Source organism: Leptolyngbya sp. CCY15150 (genome assembly GCF_016888135.1).
Lineage (GTDB): Bacteria > Cyanobacteriota > Cyanobacteriia > RECH01 > RECH01 > RECH01.
In genome coordinates this window covers 1-12,657 of the sequence record NZ_JACSWB010000095.1, presented here as the reverse complement: position 1 = coordinate 12,657, position 12,657 = coordinate 1, and the positions used below count along the sequence as shown (strand labels likewise).

Annotated in this window: 18 protein-coding genes; 11 read left to right on the top strand and 7 right to left on the bottom strand. The window is 54.9% G+C overall.

Annotated elements, in window-relative coordinates:
* Positions 1 to 272: 272 nt before the first annotated feature.
* Positions 273 to 797 carry a GNAT family N-acetyltransferase gene (locus tag JUJ53_RS00840; RefSeq protein WP_204150093.1) on the top strand — a complete coding sequence of 175 codons (525 nt, stop codon included), beginning with the start codon at positions 273 to 275 and terminating at the stop codon, positions 795 to 797.
* Positions 798 to 1,202: 405 nt separating this feature from the next.
* Here the strand turns inward: JUJ53_RS00840 and JUJ53_RS00835 are convergent, their stop codons facing one another.
* Positions 1,203 to 1,721, bottom strand: coding sequence for a dihydrofolate reductase family protein (locus JUJ53_RS00835; RefSeq protein WP_204150092.1), 519 nt, complete (start codon positions 1,719 to 1,721; stop codon positions 1,203 to 1,205).
* A 30-nt stretch (positions 1,722 to 1,751) separates the two neighbouring features.
* On the opposite strand from JUJ53_RS00835, the gene JUJ53_RS00830 reads away from it, so the two are divergent.
* Positions 1,752 to 1,922 carry a hypothetical protein gene (locus JUJ53_RS00830; protein WP_204150091.1) on the top strand — a complete coding sequence of 57 codons (171 nt, stop codon included), beginning with the start codon at positions 1,752 to 1,754 and terminating at the stop codon, positions 1,920 to 1,922.
* 217 nt (positions 1,923 to 2,139) lie between these two features.
* Here JUJ53_RS00830 and JUJ53_RS00825 read toward each other — a convergent pair whose 3' ends face one another.
* Positions 2,140 to 2,451, bottom strand: coding sequence for an ester cyclase (locus JUJ53_RS00825; protein WP_204150090.1), 312 nt, complete (start codon positions 2,449 to 2,451; stop codon positions 2,140 to 2,142).
* Positions 2,452 to 2,454: 3 nt separating this feature from the next.
* Between JUJ53_RS00825 and JUJ53_RS00820 the strand changes: the two genes are divergently transcribed.
* Positions 2,455 to 2,835 (top strand): DUF4440 domain-containing protein, encoded by a 381-nt coding sequence (locus tag JUJ53_RS00820; protein WP_204150089.1) that lies wholly within the window; start codon positions 2,455 to 2,457, stop codon positions 2,833 to 2,835.
* A gap of 128 nt (positions 2,836 to 2,963) precedes the next feature.
* On the opposite strand, the gene JUJ53_RS00815 is transcribed toward JUJ53_RS00820, so the two are convergent.
* Positions 2,964 to 3,611, bottom strand: a complete 648-nt coding sequence (locus JUJ53_RS00815) for a TetR/AcrR family transcriptional regulator (protein WP_239124679.1) — start codon at positions 3,609 to 3,611, stop codon at positions 2,964 to 2,966.
* Positions 3,612 to 3,695: 84 nt separating this feature from the next.
* On the opposite strand from JUJ53_RS00815, the gene JUJ53_RS00810 reads away from it, so the two are divergent.
* The 8 genes from JUJ53_RS00810 to JUJ53_RS00775 all read left to right on the top strand — a co-directional run bounded on the left by JUJ53_RS00810 (position 3,696) and on the right by JUJ53_RS00775 (position 9,695).
* Positions 3,696 to 4,580 carry an AraC family transcriptional regulator gene (locus tag JUJ53_RS00810; protein WP_204150088.1) on the top strand — a complete coding sequence of 295 codons (885 nt, stop codon included), beginning with the start codon at positions 3,696 to 3,698 and terminating at the stop codon, positions 4,578 to 4,580.
* Between the two features lie 103 nt (positions 4,581 to 4,683).
* Positions 4,684 to 5,868 carry an NAD(P)H-quinone oxidoreductase subunit H gene (locus JUJ53_RS00805; RefSeq protein ID WP_204150087.1) on the top strand — a complete coding sequence of 395 codons (1,185 nt, stop codon included), beginning with the start codon at positions 4,684 to 4,686 and terminating at the stop codon, positions 5,866 to 5,868.
* 275 nt (positions 5,869 to 6,143) lie between these two features.
* Positions 6,144 to 6,647: a DUF6653 family protein gene (locus tag JUJ53_RS00800; RefSeq protein ID WP_204150086.1), complete on the top strand. Its 504-nt coding sequence runs from the start codon at positions 6,144 to 6,146 to the stop codon at positions 6,645 to 6,647.
* A 130-nt stretch (positions 6,648 to 6,777) separates the two neighbouring features.
* On the top strand, positions 6,778 to 6,969 hold the full coding sequence (locus JUJ53_RS00795; RefSeq protein ID WP_204150085.1) for a hypothetical protein: 192 nt from the start codon (positions 6,778 to 6,780) through the stop codon (positions 6,967 to 6,969).
* Positions 6,970 to 7,029: 60 nt separating this feature from the next.
* The gene (locus JUJ53_RS00790; protein ID WP_204150084.1) at positions 7,030 to 8,115 is read left to right on the top strand and encodes a class I SAM-dependent methyltransferase; all 1,086 of its coding nucleotides are present in this window, start codon (positions 7,030 to 7,032) and stop codon (positions 8,113 to 8,115) included.
* 4 nt (positions 8,116 to 8,119) lie between these two features.
* Positions 8,120 to 8,284 carry a hypothetical protein gene (locus JUJ53_RS00785; protein WP_204150083.1) on the top strand — a complete coding sequence of 55 codons (165 nt, stop codon included), beginning with the start codon at positions 8,120 to 8,122 and terminating at the stop codon, positions 8,282 to 8,284.
* Between the two features lie 146 nt (positions 8,285 to 8,430).
* Positions 8,431 to 8,574, top strand: a complete 144-nt coding sequence (locus JUJ53_RS00780; RefSeq protein WP_204150082.1) for a hypothetical protein — start codon at positions 8,431 to 8,433, stop codon at positions 8,572 to 8,574.
* Positions 8,575 to 8,813: 239 nt separating this feature from the next.
* A complete protein-coding gene (locus JUJ53_RS00775) occupies positions 8,814 to 9,695 on the top strand; it encodes an IS982 family transposase (protein WP_239124678.1) in 882 nt (293 codons plus the stop codon).
* A 67-nt stretch (positions 9,696 to 9,762) separates the two neighbouring features.
* Here the strand turns inward: JUJ53_RS00775 and JUJ53_RS00770 are convergent, their stop codons facing one another.
* From JUJ53_RS00770 to JUJ53_RS00755, 4 genes are all read right to left on the bottom strand, one after another.
* The gene (locus JUJ53_RS00770; RefSeq protein ID WP_204150081.1) at positions 9,763 to 9,990 is read right to left on the bottom strand and encodes a hypothetical protein; all 228 of its coding nucleotides are present in this window, start codon (positions 9,988 to 9,990) and stop codon (positions 9,763 to 9,765) included.
* 464 nt (positions 9,991 to 10,454) lie between these two features.
* The gene (locus tag JUJ53_RS00765; protein ID WP_204150080.1) at positions 10,455 to 10,709 is read right to left on the bottom strand and encodes a hypothetical protein; all 255 of its coding nucleotides are present in this window, start codon (positions 10,707 to 10,709) and stop codon (positions 10,455 to 10,457) included.
* 56 nt (positions 10,710 to 10,765) lie between these two features.
* Positions 10,766 to 11,524 carry a class I SAM-dependent methyltransferase gene (locus tag JUJ53_RS00760; protein WP_204150079.1) on the bottom strand — a complete coding sequence of 253 codons (759 nt, stop codon included), beginning with the start codon at positions 11,522 to 11,524 and terminating at the stop codon, positions 10,766 to 10,768.
* A 65-nt stretch (positions 11,525 to 11,589) separates the two neighbouring features.
* Positions 11,590 to 12,093 carry a DinB family protein gene (locus tag JUJ53_RS00755; RefSeq protein ID WP_204150078.1) on the bottom strand — a complete coding sequence of 168 codons (504 nt, stop codon included), beginning with the start codon at positions 12,091 to 12,093 and terminating at the stop codon, positions 11,590 to 11,592.
* Between the last annotated feature and the right edge of the window lie 564 nt (positions 12,094 to 12,657).

Here is a 12,657-nt window from a genome sequence, read left to right as displayed (position 1 = left end):
CTTTAGAAGGCGGCAAACTTGAATTGCGAGTCGTTTTCTTGACCCGCTTTTGCTTGAGCTTGTCCACCTCTGAGCGCAACCTTTGCAGCTCCTGCCATAGCCCTCTAATCAGGGCATCCTTTTCGGCGTGGCTGAGTCCATCGAGAGGGGGCAGTTCCTTCATGGCAAAGGCTTATCATCTTCTGTCAAAGTTGGGCTTAGGTCAACCTAGTTGAGCAATTACGTATCATCTTTATGACGCTCTCCTTCCGTCAGAAACCGGCCCTCTTGCCATGCAACTGTCTAACAACCCTCGCGTTTTTATCCGCAGACCCATTGCCGAAGACTGTCAAACTCTGTTATCCCTGCACCGGAGAAACCAAGATTTTCACTTTCCTTGGACATTTCCACCGCTAGATGAGTCGGGATGCCAAAACTACATCCGCCGCTGCCAAAATGACAACTTTGAAGGGCTGCTGATTTGCTGTGCCCATCACCATCAGATCATTGGAGTGGTTAATCTTAGCCAAATCTTTTACCGAGCTTTTCAAAGTGCATATTTGGGTTACTATGCAGATGCTTATTTCGCCGGACAGGGACTCATGGCAGAGGGACTCCATTTGGCAATTAATCATGCCTTTTATACCCTCAAGCTTCATCGTTTAGAAGCGAATATTCAGCCCGACAATCAGAAATCTATCAATTTAGTTAAACGCCTAGGTTTTAGAAAAGAAGGGTTTTCACCAAGGTATCTACAGCTTAATGGCAAGTGGCGTGATCATGAGCGCTGGGCGCTAACCACTGAGGATTGGCATTAGCATAATAAGGCTGGAATGGGCAGCAGATGTTGTTTTTTCAACCTAAACTAAAAGAGTGAAAACGGATGACTGATTGGGAAGATATCCTTTTATTACATGATCAATGGATAAGATTTGAACAATCGGGCACCTCACTTAGAATCTTGAAGTCTTGGAGTTTTGTCGGGTTGATGTTGTTTGGCGGATTCCGGGTGCCGGGTGCCGGGGCTATTTGTGGAAAATTAGCAGGGCCATACGCCAGCCCCGCAGCACCTACCGGAGAACGGGGCTGTGCGATCGCAGCTCTCCTGTCAGTTGGGTTGATGATCAGGTCAAAACACGATGGCATTCATGTCAAAGGGGTGACGCTGATAGCAGACCAGCAGCTTCTATCGCGGTGATTGAGCGCATGAATGCGGTGGCGAACTAGACTTCATACCGTAGCCATGCGACACCGTTGGCATAGATCTTGCTGCCGATCAGTGTCAGCTGCGTTTGAGGGATAACCGTTGCAAACAGGGGAATGCCTTGCCCCATTACGAACGGGTTGATCTTGAGAATGAGTTCGTCAATTAGCCCTTCGGTAAACAGTTGCGCCGCCAGGGTGGCCCCGCCACAGAGGTAGATGGCACTGCCAAGTTCTGCCTTGAGCTGCTTCACGACCTGACTCGCCTGATCTGAAACCAACGTTACCTGCGGGTCTGGGCTGGTGGCCATCGTGCGCGAGAACACATAGCTCTTCAGCATGGGGTAAGGGTTGGTTTTGCCCTCCTTGAGACCGACATCGTAGGTCTTGCGTCCCATGAGCACCGTGTCAAACTGGCTGAGGGAGTCGATGTAGTCGGCAATGGAGTCGCCCTCGGTAGCGAAGCCCCCAAAGGAGCCATCGGCTTGGGCGATAAAGCCATCGACGCTGGTGGCGACGTAGTATTTCAGAGGTTTCATTGGGTTTCTCCTAGGGAGGTTCTTTGAATCATGGGGTTGGTGGGCCTCTACCTCCAAGCGCACCGTGGGCACATGGCCCTGAGCATGGGCATCGGGCGGGAAGTGAGTGACATAGATGTCTACCACATTAGCGATGAATTGCTCGTGCGTAGAACATCGGTTTGTCGCTGCGATCGCGCTTTTTGCGAACGGCAATGTTGACTACCGCTTTCGCCCAAAGCCTTACGCTCAGAGGGGCTAGCTGCCTACGCTGCTTTGGGTTAGTTAGGACTACGACCCAGCTCAACTTCACCCTGAGGTGTTGCCCTGCATCTACCGCGCTGTCTACATTCAGCGACACGGCTTTGCCCAAACCCTACGGGACTGCATTGCCCAAGACTCTGCAATCACGTTGTCTTCAAGCTGATAGACCGTACCGTCAGCACTCGGTCAGAAGGGGATATGTCTCCATCCATCCGGTTTGGGTACCCCGAAACCGATGGCGAACGGTGACGCGATCCCCCGATGCAATCAGGACCTCGATGGTTTCCTGGGCATCGGGAAAGATAGTATACTCCTGCTTAAGAAAGCTCACTAAATCATCACGGCTGTAAATACTCGGTTCACATCCGGCGTAGCTATGGCGGATGAAGTTAGGGGCAACGACGGAGGTCAGTCGGTTCCAGTTTTGCTGATGAATCGCCTCGACAAAGGCCTGCACTAGGGCTATCGGTTGTTCTTGCGGTGACATTCAATGTTTACCCTACCCCAAGAAGATATCGACGCTATCCGGCAAATTCACCATCGCTGGATTGAGTTTGAATGGGCTGGCAACGGTCTGGCGGTGCTACAGTTCTGCACCGACGATGTGCGCTGGTTGGTGCCCAACGCAGCCATGATGGTCGGCAAAGACGCCGCCCGCCCTCTGCTGGAGAGTCCCATTCAAATTGTGGAATTAGTGACAGACCAGATCGAAATTGTCGGCCACGACCGGCTAGCCTACAAAACTAGTCGCTACACGACTCGGTTTACGACCCCAGACAGCGACGAGGTCTTAACCGCCGCTGGCACCCACCTCTGGATCTTACACAAGCAGCCTGATGCTCAGTGGAAAGTAGCCCTAGTCACCTGGTAATGGTCTGGTTTAGCGAAGGCTGCTTCCTACAGGGCTGGTAGTTGTAGAGGCGTGGTTTGAGTTACCCCATTTTGTCGCTAAGGGACAGCCTGTAGGATAGCTGCTCAAACGAGCAGGCTGGGGAATGGTTAATGGGGTAGGTCAAACAGTAGCTCGATGTAGTTGCGGTAGTGGGCCAACTGCTGGGCCATCTGGGTCGGATCTTGTAGCACCCGCGTCATCACGAAGCCGCCTTCAAAGACGGAGACTAGGGCATCGGCTAACGAGGCGGCGGTGACGGGGCGGCATGGGGGATGCTGGGCGATCGCCCCCTCAAATTTGGCCCCCAGTCGCTGCCGCCACAGCAAAAATGACTCGGCTGAAATGGTGCGAATCTCGGAGGACAGATCCTCAAACTGGTAGACGTAGGAGGCAATCAGGCAGCCAGCGGTGGGGTCAGCTACCTGCTCAACTTCTTCTTGCAGTAGACCAATAAACCCTAAAATTTGCTGGAGCGGTTCGCGGCTGAGCTGTTCGGCCCGGGCCAGGGTGGCTTCTAGGTGGGCGGCATCGCGATCGCTGTAGCGCTGCACCAACGCCTGGGCCAGGTCGGCCTTGGTCTTGTAGTGGTAGAAAAAGGCCCCCTTGGTGATTTCAGCCTTGGCCAACACCATGTCAATGGAGGTACCCGCCAGCCCGTGGCCCATCACCAGAGCGTGGGCGGCATCGAGAATTTTTTCTTTAGTTTTTTCGCCACTGCGGGGCATGGGTTTGCCGGTGAACTTGATGTTGTCCATTTTACAGACTATTTAGTCTGTTTGGCGTCATACTAGTAAAATTTGGGCTAGTGGACACTGCCCGCCCGCTTTGAGGATCTTGCCATGGCCCCTCAACTGCTTTCCAGCAAGCCCCAGATCGATGCCATCTTTACGACCCCGCCGCTGGTGTCTACCGAGGAGTTTTGCTGGGGCGGCACCTACGTTGACTGCCGCTGGGAGCCACCGGGAGAAACGCCCATGAAGGTGGCGACCCCTTGGCATAGCATTGTGTTGTTTACCCAACTGCCGGATACAGCCTTGGCGGAGCGCTGGATCGATGGCCAGTTTAAGGTCGAGCCCGTGCATCCGGGGGACATTTTGGTGTTGCCTGCCCATGTGGGGCAGCGATCGCGCTGGAATGTGCCCGGCGAGTTTATGAGTTTGGCCTTTGAACCGGCGGTTTTAGGGCGATCGCTAGATGCCGCCGCCGATGGCACCACCGTTGAGCTGGTGCCCCACTTTGCCACCCAAGATTTGCTCGTGCTTCAGCTTGGGCTGGCCCTCAAACGGCAGCTTCAGTTGGGCAACATCGACAGCCTCTACGCCGAATCGCTCACCACGACCCTGGCGGTACACCTGCTGCAAACCTATGCCACCCGCCAGCCCATCCTCAAAACCTACTCCGACGGGCTTTCCCAGACCAAGCTCCGGCGCATTCTCGACTACATTCACGCCCACCTTGATACTGACCTGCGCCTCGCTACCCTGGCCGATCTGGCGGGCATGAGCGCCCACTATTTTTCGCAGTTGTTCAAGCAGTCCACGGGGTTGGCCCCCCACCAGTATGTGATCCGCTGCCGGGTGGAACGGGCCAAAACGCTGCTAGCCCAGCCCCATGCGCCCATTGCCGACATCGCCTACCAGGTGGGTTTTGCCCACCAGAGCCACCTCAACCGCCACTTTAAGCGGCTGGTGGGGGTCACACCGGGCCAGTGGCGGCGGAGTTAGCAAAACCCATCGGAAGTTTGTGCAACGGGGTGGAAGAAACGGCAAGACAGAGGGCGATCGCCCTCGTCATACTCAGGCTATGCGCTCAATTGGGAGAACCACCATGGCCTACATCGAAACCCACACTGACCCAATGGTAGTCAACGTTGGCCCCCACCATCCGTCGATGCACGGCTGCTTTCGCATTATGGTCACCCTCGACGGCGAAGACGTGGTGGACTGCGCACCCGTCATCGGCTACCTGCATCGAGGCATGGAAAAAATCGCCGAAGCCCGCACCTCGACCATGTTCATTCCCTACACCAGCCGATGGGACTACTACGGCGGCCTATTTAACGAGGCGGTAACGGTGAATGCCGTGGAAAAGCTGTCGGATATCGAGGTGCCCCGGCGGGCCAGCTACATTCGCGCCATTTTGCTGGAACTGACCCGGCTGGTCAACCATCTGCTGTGGGTTGGGCCATTTGTGATGGATATGGGGGCGCAGACGCTGTTTTTTTATAGCTTGCGCGATCGCGAACCGATCCTCGACCTGTTTGAGGCGGTCAGCGGCTACCGCATGGTCAACCACAACTACTTTCGCGTTGGGGGCGTGGCCGCTGACCTGCCCTACGGCTGGGTGGACAAATGTCAGGATTTTGTTGACTACCTGGCCCCCAAGCTCGACGAGTACGAGCGCCTAGTCACCGATAACCCCATCTTTCGCCGCCGCTGCGAGGGGCTGGGGGTGGTGAGCCAGGAGGAGGCGATCGCCTGGGGCTGCTCTGGCCCGATGCTGCGGGCCAGCGGCGTACAGTGGGATTTACGCAAAGTTGATCACTACGAATGCTACGACGACTTTGACTGGACAGTGGCCTGGGAAACCGAGGGCGACTGCCTGGCCCGCTACCGAGTGCGGCTCACCGAAATGCGCGAATCCTTAAGGATCATTCAACAGGCTCTCGACGGCCTGCCGGGCGGCCCCTGGGAAAATCTGGAGGCCAAGCGCCTGGCCGAGGGGCCAAAGTCGGAGTGGGATAGCTTCGACTACCAGTTCATTGCCAAAAAAATCGCCCCCACCTTCAAAATTCCCGCCGGGGAGCACTACGTGCGGGTGGAGTCGGGCCGGGGCGAGCTGGGCATCTTTCTGATCGGCAACGACAGTCCCATGCCCTGGCGCTGGAAGATTCGCCCCGCCGATTTCAACAACCTGCAGCTGCTGCCCTATCTGCTCCGGGGCCAAAAGGTGGCCGACATTTTTGTCATCCTGGGCAGCATTGATGTGGTGATGGGCTCGGTGGATCGCTAAAAGCCGTCGAAGCGGTAGCCGACGCCTGTGACCGTGGCAATGGCGCTGCTGTGGAATCCTAGTTTTTTACGCAGCGATCGCCTACCTCAACGGCAAAATCAGCCAGCACATTCAGCAAAACCCTACCTTTACCGATGTGTAGGTGCGCCTTACCCCGATCTGGTCAAAGACTACGGCCATGACTGCTGACCAGATCATGCCCGCAATAGGCCAAATTTAGCACCGCCCATGCTAACGCTGTAACCGCAATCCCTTTGATATAGGAGAAACCGATCATGGTGGCTCGGACAATCTCAACCCTGTTTGCTATGGATGAGCGCACCTGGCGTGGCCACGCCAACCCCTGGTGCTTTTGGACTCGACTTTCAACCATTCCCCTGCTGTTCTTAGCTATTTGGAGTCGAGTTTGGCTGGGCTGGGATGCTCTCTGGCTGGCCGCCGTCGCCCTGGGTTGGATATGGGTCAATGCCCGACTGTTTCCGCCGCCCAAGTCAACCCGCAACTGGATGTCTAAGGGCGTGTTTGGCGAACGGGTGTGGATTAACCGCTCTCAAGTCCCGATTCCGCCCCATCACCACGTTTTGCCCCAGATTTTAACGGCGGTTGCGGCCCTTGGTATGGGGCTGGGCTTTTGGGGGCTGTGGCAGCTCGATCTGCCCCTGACCCTAGTGGGCACGCTGCTGATTTTTGTTGGCAAACTTTGGTTTTTTGACCGCATGGTGTGGCTCTACGAAGACATGAAAGATGCCACCCCCGAGTACCAAAGCTGGCTCTATTGAACCTCTACCGCAGTCAGCGGCCCATGCGCCTGGGCTACCCAATCCACATCCACATGGACATTTTGGCGATCGCCGCCGCAGGGGACTGGCCGGGCGCTAAGCCATCACCGAATCAGGAGCCGATGGCTCAGTGCAGCTCGACATTGCCAGCCTGGAGCGAGCAATGGGGCGAGCGCTGTCTAGTTCTGAACAAGATAGCCTGCAACGCATTCAAGAGCGATCGCATCAGAACGCTTTTCTGATCGCCGGGATAACGAGCGCCATCGCCTCGTCCAACGCCATGAACGTTACAAAGCGTAATTTCAATGCGGTTGACGACTGATATTTGACCGATTAGCATACAGACTAGTTGGTATAAATAAAACGACCCTAGGAGGCTCCCATGACTGCCCATATTGCTCCCACCACCTTTGACCCTGCCAAAGCCGAAGCTTTTGCCGGCGAAATGCTGACGATGTTGAATCAGGGCGCTCTGTCGCTAATGATGTCGGTCGGCCACCGCACCGGTTTGTTTGATGCGATGGCCGATTTGCCCCCGGCCACCAGTCAGCAGATTGCTGACGTCGCCGGGCTGCAAGAGCGCTACGTGCGCGAATGGCTCAACGCCCTGACCGTGGGCCGGATTGTAGAGTATGATGCCGCTGTCAAAACGTACCGTCTGCCCGCTGAGCACGCGGCCTTTCTAACTCGTGCGGCCCAGTCTGATAACATGGCCACCTTCTTTCAGCACACGGTCGGCTTGGCCGCTGTGGAAGATGAGATTGTGGGCTGTTTTAAGGCTGGTGGCGGCGTGCCCTACTCCGCCTTTGGTCGCTTCCATGAAGTGATGGCCGAAGACAGTGGTCAAACCGTTGTAGCAGCGCTGGAAGACCACATTTTGCCCCTGGTGCCGGGGCTAATCGAGCGGCTCCAGCGGGGCATTGACGTGTTGGATGTGGGCTGCGGCAGCGGTCGAGCGATGAATAAGCTGGCGCGGCTGTTCCCAGCCAGTCGGTTTCGGGGCTATGACTTTTCGGCCCAGGCGATCGCCGTGGCTACCGCCGAAGCCCAGACCCACGGTCTCACCAATGTGGCGTTCCAGGTTAAAGACGTGACCGACCTCCAAGAGGCAGAACGCTACGACCTGATCACCACCTTCGACGCCATCCATGACCAGGCCCACCCCGATCGCGTGCTGCGCAACATCCACAACGCCCTGCGCCCCCACGGCCTGTACCTGATGCAGGATATTCGCGCCGCCAGCGAGGTTAGCGGCAATTTAGACCATCCCGTTGCGCCCTTTCTCTACACCGTGTCCTGTATGCACTGCATGACGGTGTCACTGGCTGAAGGGGGCATGGGCCTCGGCACCATGTGGGGTCGTGAAAAGGCGGCTGAAATGTTGGCTCAGGCGGGGTTTACCGCGATTGAGATGAAAGCCCTGCCCCACGACGTCATGAACGACTACTACGTGATTCGTAAGGGATAAAGCCATGTGTCAACTCTGTGGGTTAGTAGCCAGGCTGCCGAAGACGCGAGCGGCGTTCGGCAGCGATCGCCCTTGGCAACCCGGCCCTTCTACTCAAACCCTATCTAGCTGGGGTTCCCTGACCTTAGACCGGCCTCAGGCTTCCCCACCGGAAAATCAACGCCGCTAGAGGCTCTTCAGCAAGGTTGAACTTTGCTGAACTAAGGTTGAGCCGCCCCGATAAGGCTGGTCGGTATGGCCACATCCACAGACAGAGTCGTAGACAGAAATCGTCTTGTTTTGTTTAACTACTTCACCCCCTCAGGAGATAGTGCTATGACCGTTACCTTTGATCGCAATACTGTAAAAACCGCCCTGGACACAGACTACACCGCGATCGCCGCCAAAGTCGCCCAAACCCTCGTCCAAACCGTGCAGGCACGGGAGGCCCAGCCTGGAGTTCCTACCGACGAAATTTAATGCCTGCGCCGGGCTGGGCTGTTACCGCTGATCGTGCCCCGGCAGTATGGTGATCTGGGGCCAGGTTGCGCCCAGGCCATGGCCGTGGTCACAACACTGGCTGAGCACAACAGCTCTGCGGCTCAGCTCTACAGCTATAGCAGCGCAAGGACTAGTTAACCTGAGTTCGACAAGGAATAAAGTGCTGAAAGAAAGGCTGAGGGTTACGCTCAAAGTATCGAATTCTAAGCACCTCAGCCATGTCTTTGAGTTTAGCGCGCCTCGACCTGACCCAAATCTTCTGCGACGTTGACGACGTCTATCGTGAGTTTGAGCGGCTCTGTGAACAAGCTATCCCGCGACTGCCGTGCGACGGGCAGCCGAAAACCTATCAGTCTAGATTGAGCATCAGCGACGTGATGACTATCGTCATCGCCTTCCATGGCTCGGGCTACCGGACGTTTAAGGATTTTTACAACCAGAAGGTCTTGCCTGACTGGCGAGCCGCCTTTCCCAAGTTGGTGAGCTACGGACGGTTTATCGAACTGATGCCTTGGAGCTTTATGGCCCTAGTGAGTTTTCTAAACACGTGCTGTTTTGGCAAGGTCACCGGCATCAGTTTCATCGATTCCACCTCGGTAGCCGTCTGCCATAGTAAGCGTGCCAAGACTCACAAGACGTTCAAGGGCTTAGCAGGTTGGGGCAAATCGTCGGTGGGGTGGTACTTCGGCTTTAAGTTACACCTCATCATTAACGACCACGGTGAGTTGCTAGCCGTTGCCCTGACGTCGGGCAATACCGACGACCGCAAGCCCCTGCCCGAGATGACCAAAGATCTGGTCGGAAAGCTGTTTGGAGACCGAGGGTATATTTCGCAGGCGCTCTTTGAGGCGCTCTTTGAGCGGGGTCTAGAGCTGATTACCAAACGTCGCAAGACCATGAAAAATGCCCTGATACCCCTGCTCGATAAGCTCCTGCTGCGCAAACGCCCGATTATCGAGACGGTCAATGACCAACTCAAACACATCTGCCAGAACGTTCGCGAAGCGTGCCGAAGGCAAACATTCGCGGCACCGCAGTCCCTTCAATTTCCTCGTCAATCTGGTCTCGGGCCTGATCGCCTACGCCTACCACCCCGATAAGCCATCCTTAGGCATCCCAGATGATGAACTTAAAGCCCTGCCACAAGCCGCTTTTTAGCTGTCGAACTCAGGTCACCCCAATAATTTGATGGTGATGGATATGGCAAATCAGCAGCCCTTCAAAGTCATCATTTTGGCAGCGGTAGATGTAGTTCTGACATCTCGGTTCATCCAGTGGTGGAAAGGCCCAGGGAAAGTGGAAGCTTTGGTTTCTCTGGTGCAGGGATAGCAGTGTTTGGCAGTCTTCAGCAATCGGTTGGCGGATAAAAACGCGAGGATTTTGGGGCAATGGCATGGCAAGAGGGTTGGGTATCAATAGGAAAGGCGATCGCCATTAAAGACGGTACTTTACCAACGAACTTTACAAACGAGAAGGAGTCGGGAATGAAAGTAGAAAAAATCGCTGTTCTAGGGGCAGCTAGGCGTTAAGGGGAGAGCGTTTCCTAGAACAAACGATGATCGGAGCAAACTTTGGAATGGGTTGTCAAAACAGGGACACTGCTTTAAGAATTAGCTCCAGGGGAGAAAGTCGCGTTGAGGCAGCGGCGATCGGGTGATTAGTAGCGTATATCGCCCACAACATGAGGAGAACCGCCTTTTTGGTTCACACCTGACAAGCACCGTTGAATGACCAGAAAACTCTGCTAAAAACCGATCATGGACGGGATCGCGGGGAGCGGCTGTTAGCGTTATCACGACCGGAGCGACCCCGAGCACAACGGGAACCGTCCAATAGCTGTCTTCCCCAGCAGTGCTGAATCAAGCCTTTTGGACGGTAGATTCAGCCCCTGGCTCTGCCAGTCTGATCGGTACGTTGAGAAACTCAGCCGATCGCAGCTGAGGATAGACAAACTCCACATCGGCAGCGATCGCCTGAGCCTCGATTTCTACCTCGATCACCGCATGGCACTGAATTTGTCCAGTAGGAGAATTAACCTCTGTCGGTAACCGAATCGGGTGATCGGCGATCAGCATTGGCTGTGCTAAGGCTGGAGCAGTTATGAGGCCGCCCATGGGGGCGCTGAAGATAGTCGCGAATATGAGTGTCAGTCGGAATGGGTTCATGGTCTTTAAGCAATCAAAGGTTGGGTACCTACGATGACGGGCTGGAAATACCGATTATCTAAGCGCATCACCTGAACGAATCCTGCCTTCTCCATGAGCTGCGCCAGGTGATCGGGACGGATGGCGTAGTAGCGCGATCGCATGACATGGGTTTGTACCTGCTGCGTTTGTCGATCCTCCTCCAGGAAGTAGAACGCCAGGTCATACCAATCGCCATCAAAATCCCACACTTGAAACAACAAATAGCGCTTACCGCTCATTTCTCGCAGGCCGTAAGGTTTGACAATCCCTCGACCACGGGGTTCACGGTCGTAATCTCGCAGGGTAATCAGACAGCCACCGCCAGGTTTAATACAGTTGCGAAAAGCCTGCAAGGCCTGAAGAATTGCAGCGTCTGTGAGTAGGTGCGGGACTGAGTTATCGCAGGAAATTAAGGCATCAAAGGTTTCGGCATAGTGCTGATCAACCTGGCGCATATCGCAGACCGAAAAGGGAATGTTGAGCCTGCGTCGGTTAGCCTCCTGCCGAGCCAGGTGGATTTCCCCTGCTGACAAATCGGAGGCGGTGACCTGATACCCCAGCGCCGCCAGTCCCAAGGCCTGGGTGCCAATGCCGCAGGAGACATCCAGCACAGTTTTAACCTCAGTGCCCCAGTTTTGCTGAATTAAGTGGGATAACTGGTTAGCTTGCTGGGCAATGGCCGCATCCCAATCTTCATAGATGAGGGAATAGAAGGGAGCGAGGCGATCGTAAAAGTCATTCATCGGGATTTGCTGCTTGATAGAACTTTGACGATGACAAGGGCGAATGTGTCAATTCCTCGTTTCCTTTAGAACTCGAAATAGGGATTAAAGGGCACATCTGTATTGCCGTAATCGATGCCTAATTTGTGCAGTTCGGAAGTAATTTGGCTGCGGTGGTGAGTCTGATGGTTGAACAACTGGACGTAAAACAGACCCCGCGACAGGTGACGATGACGTTGGAGGCGATCGCTCCAAATCTTCAGCGTTTCATCCAGCCAGGGTTGCTCCAAAATTGCCGCCTCAGTCCGAAGCTGCTGATCAAATGCTTGACGCTCTCGCTTGAACTGGGTGTAGTCAGGAAACGGTAAGCCACGCGGATCAAAGTTGGCGAACTGCTGGGTATGAATCAGCTTGTGCAAGGCCAAATCCACATGAATGATGTGGTTTAAGGTATGCAGAATGGAGCCGAAGAACATGCCTCGGTCTTGGCTCAGCTCATGGCTCGCAAGCTGGTCGCAGCGGCTCAAGAGCTGCTCGTGTTGCCACTGGCTGTAGGCAGCCATCATTTGCACGTACTGGGGAGTAATCATGGCAAGGGGTTGAATTCGATTGCGGTCATAGAGGGGGCTGTCCCCCCACTGGATCGGGATGGGCCGGAACCACGCCCCTGGGAGCCCTGGTTGGCCACGTTGATCAAATGGCAGAAGCTGACACACTATGGGCTCTCCTTACAAATCACGTAGTAGTCGTTGACGGGGTCAAGATAAAGAAACGTTCTTCATCCGTTAGTTTCACTCTATCGAGCTGGCTACTATCTGTCGTTACAGTAAATCTCGGTATATTTCAGGTGATGGCTCAGGATATGACAGGATACAGCAATTACAAATAGCTTATGAACAGGGAAGAATAGAAGAAAGAGCGACAACGGTACCGAGCAGCCATGACTTCCCTTGAAAAGTTTATCCAAAGCAACCCTCCGGCTCAAGAACTGAAACGCGCCTTCAGCAATTCTCAGTATGAAGATCTTGCCCCACCTTGTTGACAATAGTATCAATAGAGGGCGTTGCGCAGTAGAGAATGATTTAAGCGAATACTGGAATCTGACGATGCTTGAGATAGTAGATGAGTAACCGGACTGATGTCGTTAGCATGTC